The sequence below is a fragment of the Gemmatimonadales bacterium genome (genome assembly GCA_030697825.1).
Classification (GTDB): domain Bacteria; phylum Gemmatimonadota; class Gemmatimonadetes; order Gemmatimonadales; family JACORV01; genus JACORV01.
Window position 1 is genome coordinate 1 of record JAUYOW010000177.1, and the last position, 3,768, is coordinate 3,768.

The following is a 3,768-nucleotide window of genomic DNA, read 5'->3' on the forward strand; positions in this document are numbered from 1 at the left end:
GGCTGCCGCGAGCCCGCTCGCGGCGGTCGTCCTCGACCAGTACAACAACGGCGTTCCGGGAGTCACGGTGACGTGGTCGGTCACGCTGGGCGGCGGTTCGGTCGCTCCAGCGGCTGCGATGACGGACTCGACGGGCATCGCCATAACTTCGTTCACGACGGGCCCTGGTTTAGGCAGCCAGGCAGCGAGCGCCAGCGTCGCCGGCCTCGTCGGCTCGCCGGTTTCCTTCGGCGTGATGGCCACGGCGGCCATCACGCTCGTTAGGGAAGTGCCCATCCAGCCGAACTACGGGATCCACGACACTTTCGTGCGAGACGGGCTCGCGTTCGTTTGCGCCTGGAACTCGGGGCTCCTGATCTACGACGTAGGCTACGGCATCATGGGCGGCAGCCCCGCCAACCCGCAGCTCGTGTCAACGTTCATCACCTCCGCCAACGGCGTGCCCGGCGGAGCGCAGGTCCATAACGCGTGGTGGGTCTGGAACCCGACCAACGGACAGAAGCGGTACGTGTTCATCGGCCAGGAGGGGCCGGGCATGATCGGCTCGTCGTCCAGCGGCGATATCCACGTCGTGGATGTTACGAACCTGCTCAATCCCGTCGAGGTCGCGAGCTACACCCTGGCCGGCGCCGGGACGCACAACTTCTGGGTGGACGAGCAGGCCCAGATACTCTACGCCGCGTACTACAACGGCGGCGTGGTCGCGCTCGACATCTCGGGCACCCTCCCCGGGAGCCTCGCCTCGCGTGAGATCGCGCGCATCCAGCCCGACGGCGTGGGCAACACCTACATCTGGGGAGTGCAGCTCTACAACGGGTCCGTGTACGCGACCGACATGCTGAGCGGCTTCTGGCAGCTCAAGCTCACGGGCAACGCGTTCACCGTAGCGCTCGGAGGCAACAACGTGCCGGAGCGGTACGGCAGCGACCAATGGGTCGCGAACGGGTACGCCTATTCGGGGACCTGGGGCTCTCGCCAGACGGTCGGGAACGCGCTCAAGATCTGGAAGCTCAGCGCCACGGGGGCGCCGGTGCTCCAGGACTCGATCATCACGACGGGGATCAACACGGTGAGCGACGTCGAGGTGAGCCCGGACGGCAAGCTGCTGATGTTCAGCGCCGAGTCGGGCCCGAACGCCGGCATCCACTTCTACGACATCACGAATCCGGCCGCGCCGGTCTTCGCGGGATCGTACCTGGTGAGCACCGGCGTGCACACGGCGACGTTCTCGGCCATCAACAACCGGCTGTACGTCTTCGGCGCCAAGGACCCCGGCTCCCCGGCCCTCCTCATACTGGAAGTGACCGGACTCGCGCCGTAGCCGCGCGCGCAATAGCTTCTGTCGCGGCTTTCCCCCCCCAGGTCAAACATCATCGAGAGGGTACGCGCGATGCCGGTGCGCCGGATCCTGTTCTCGTTCGCCGCTTCACTCCTTTGCGCGCTCGCGGTCTTCACGCTGCCGCGCTTCGTCTGGAACACCGTGAGCACGGCGGTCGCTCAGCAACCTCAGGCCCAGGGCCAGGACAGTGCGGCCGTTCAGGCGGCGCCCGCCCCGGCCCCCGAGCCTCCCCCGGCCCAGCCGTTGGCGGCGCCCATCTCGCTCCTCACGCGGCTCACCGGCCTCCTGGGCATGGCGCTGATCATCGGGATCGGCTATGCGATGTCGCGCAACCGCAAGGCCATCAACTGGTCGGTGGTGGCGTGGGGCCTGGGACTCCAGGTGGCGTTCGCGATCTTCGTGCTGCGGGTGCCGTTCGGGCAGGAGCTGTTCCAGAAGCTCGGCCGGATCGTGACGACGATCCTGGGCTTTTCCTACGCGGGCACCTCGTTCGTGTTCGGGGAGATCGGCAAGCAGAATTCCAGCATCGGCGTCGTCTTCGCGTTCCAGATCCTTCCCGCGATCATCTTCGTCTCCGCGCTCTTCGCCATCATGTACTACCTCGGCGTCATGCAGCTCGTGGTGCGGGCGATGGCGATCGTGATGAACAAGGTCATGGGCGCGAGCGGGGCGGAGAGCACCAACGTCGCCGCCTCGATTTTCATGGGGCAGACCGAGGCGCCGCTCACCATCCGGCCGTTCCTGCCGAAGCTCACGCAGTCGGAACTCATGACGGTGATGACCGCCGGGATGGCGCACGTCTCGGGCTCGATCATGGCGGCGTACATCGCCTTCGGCGTCGAGGCGCGTCACCTGCTGACCGCCGTAATAATGACGGCCCCGGGCACGATTATGATGTCCAAGCTCTTCGAGCCGGAGACCGGGGAGCCGGAGACGCGCGGCAACGTGGACATCAAGGTGCCCAAGACGGACGTCAACGTGGTGGACGCGGCGGCACGCGGCACGAGCGAGGGGCTCCACCTCATGCTGAACGTGATCGCGATGCTGGTCTCGTTCATCGCGCTCATCGCGCTGTTGAACGGGCTCTTCGGCTGGATCCACGGCTACCTGGAATGGTTCCCGGCGCAGCTCCAGGTCGTACTCGGCTGGGTCGGGCAGCCGTTCGCCTGGGCGATCGGCGTGCCGTGGAAGGACAGCGCCGCGATCGGCGGTCTGCTGGGCGAGCGCACGGTGCTGAACGAGTTCATCGCCTTCGCGGACCTGGGCCGGATGAAGGCGACGCTGGATCCGCGCTCCTTCACCATCGCGTCGTTTGCGCTCGCGGGCTTCGCCAACGTCGGCTCGGTGGGCATCCAGATCGGCGGCATCGGCGCCCTCGCGCCCGAGCGAAAGCACGACCTGGCGCGCCTCGGCTTCCGCGCGATGCTGGCGGGCACGCTCGCGAACTTCATGTCGGCGGCGATCGCGGGGTTGTTGCTGTGAGAAAAAACGTGATGGGTGTACGCTTCATTGTTCAAACCGCGGATTCACCACGTTCCGAGGGGAACCGGAGGAAGCGATGAACCGGACCGCGAAATGGGTCGTGACGAGCGTCGTCCTGCTGATCATGGGCTATGTGGTCTACGGCAGCATGGCACGCGTGGGCCACGCCTGCGAGGTCTGCGTGGAGTTCAACGGAGGCTCCCGGTGCGCCAAGGGCGCGGGCGCCACCGAGGCCGAGGCGCGTCGCGGCGCGCAGACGGCGGCCTGTGGCGTGCTCGCCCAGGGCATGGACGAGTCCATCCGCTGCGACAACACCCCGCCCAAGACCTCGCACTGCGAGACGACCTGACCGCTTGACGGAGTGCCCCCCCCGGCCCACTCTTGAGCCGCGGTATCAACCTCGGTTCATCCCGGAGCCCACCCATGCGTCGTCTTTCGGTCGCCACTCTCTCGCTACTCGCCTTCGGCGCCACGCCGGCCGCCACGGCCGGCGCCCAACAGCCGGTCGCCGCCGCCCCGCGCCCGCAGTCGCCTGCCGCCGCCCCGGCCTCGGGAGAGTACCCGGGGCTCGAGACCGGCAAGATGTGGACCTTCGACGTCCCGCCGCTCGAGTACTGGGCCCGGCGCTACAACTTCCGCCCCACCCAGGACTGGCTCGACCACGTGCGCCTGGCGTCGGTGCGCCAGGGCGGGCCGCCGCCGGTCGCCGGCTGTTCGGCGTCGTTCGTCTCCGCCGACGGCCTCGTCATGACCAACCACCACTGCGCCCGCGCCTGCATCGACGCCGTGACGCGCCAGGGCGAGGACCTCCTCACGAACGGCTTCTACTCCCGCACCCGCGCCGAGGAGCGGGCGTGCCCGAACTACCAGCTCGACCAGCTGCTCAGCATCACCGACGTCACCGACAGCGTGAACGCGGCGGTTCCAGCCGCTGCGCTGGCCCGACG

The 3,768-nt window shown here is 68.0% G+C and carries 4 protein-coding genes; all 4 read left to right on the top strand.

Annotation, left to right across the window (positions count from 1 at the left end):
- A partial coding sequence (locus Q8Q85_09480; GenBank protein ID MDP3774485.1) for an Ig-like domain-containing protein occupies positions 1–1,321 on the top strand: 1,321 nt, incomplete at its 5' end.
- A gap of 69 nt (positions 1,322–1,390) precedes the next feature.
- On the top strand, positions 1,391–2,821 hold the full coding sequence (locus Q8Q85_09485; protein MDP3774486.1) for a nucleoside transporter C-terminal domain-containing protein: 1,431 nt from the start codon (positions 1,391–1,393) through the stop codon (positions 2,819–2,821).
- 76 nt (positions 2,822–2,897) lie between these two features.
- Complete coding sequence (locus tag Q8Q85_09490; protein MDP3774487.1) at positions 2,898–3,170, top strand: hypothetical protein; 273 nt, start codon at positions 2,898–2,900, stop codon at positions 3,168–3,170.
- A gap of 74 nt (positions 3,171–3,244) precedes the next feature.
- Positions 3,245–3,768, top strand: a 524-nt coding sequence (locus Q8Q85_09495; protein MDP3774488.1) for a S46 family peptidase, incomplete at its 3' end; no start/stop codon positions are given.